The sequence below is a fragment of the Thermodesulfatator autotrophicus genome (assembly GCF_001642325.1).
GTDB classification, from domain to species: Bacteria; Desulfobacterota; Thermodesulfobacteria; order Thermodesulfobacteriales; family Thermodesulfatatoraceae; genus Thermodesulfatator; species Thermodesulfatator autotrophicus.
The window spans coordinates 1-827 of sequence record NZ_LSFI01000111.1 but is presented as its reverse complement, the minus strand read 5'-3'; the positions used below and the strand labels follow the sequence as shown (position 1 = coordinate 827).

The following is an 827-nucleotide window of genomic DNA, read 5'->3' as shown; positions in this document are numbered from 1 at the left end:
CTCAATCTTGATGTACTCCAGGCTTTCCTGGGCCTGGTCAATGGTATCAGAGATGAAAATGGCAAAGTTTGTGTCCTGGCGCACCAGTCGCCAAAGGACATACATGCGGGCAAAGGTGGTCTTGGCGTTTCCACGCGGGGCGGCAATCTCTATCTTGGCGCCCGGGGCATCTGCCCACTCGTCAGCTGAGGCAAAGAACCACTCATGAAATGAGGACGGTTTGTACTTCAAAAGATGCGGGAAGTATGTCTCGCAGAAGAAGCGAAAATCCTTCGGTGCCCGGTGCCGGCGTTCCTCCCGGTCGGCATCCGAAAGGAGTTCCAGACGACGAAGCTCCTCCCGCAGGGCCTCAAAATCATGCTTTAACTGCCGCCGGTCAAGCACTTTGCGCACTTAAAACTCCTTGATAACCGCTTCTTTTACATCCTCAAGGTGGTCAAGAAGGAACTGGAGCACGTCCGCCCGTTCGCTTTGGCTGGCAAGGTCTCCGACTATTTTGAGGGTTCTGGTGACAATTTCAGAAACGGCAACCTCAGGTTCCGCCCGCTTGGCGGCGTTCATAAGCTTGTAGAAGACATTGGCGTAACGGTCTATGAGCTCAAGCCGCTTTTCCGGGTCCTCAATTTCAGAGAGCTTTTCGCGGTCTTTCTCAAAGGCGGAAAACATCTCCACCAGGAAGGCCTGCTGGCGTTTGCGGAACTGGTCGTCAGTAAGTGTGTTTTCAAGCCGCAGGCGGTCCCAGTCAAGGCCACGGGCGGCATCCTGCTTTTTCCACTTATACACCGTCTGGCGGGTGCGCCCTATACGCTCAGCAACTTCTGTAAGCG

At 54.5% G+C, this 827-nt stretch carries 1 protein-coding gene and 1 pseudogene; both read right to left on the bottom strand.

The genetic code is table 11. The features are described from left to right. Positions 1 to 384, bottom strand: a pseudogene (locus TH606_RS11180) (hypothetical protein); the annotation flags it as partial. 9 nt (positions 385 to 393) lie between these two features. Beyond that, on the bottom strand, positions 394 to 827 hold a 434-nt coding region (locus tag TH606_RS11175; protein ID WP_068544075.1), incomplete at its 5' end, for a DUF1804 family protein.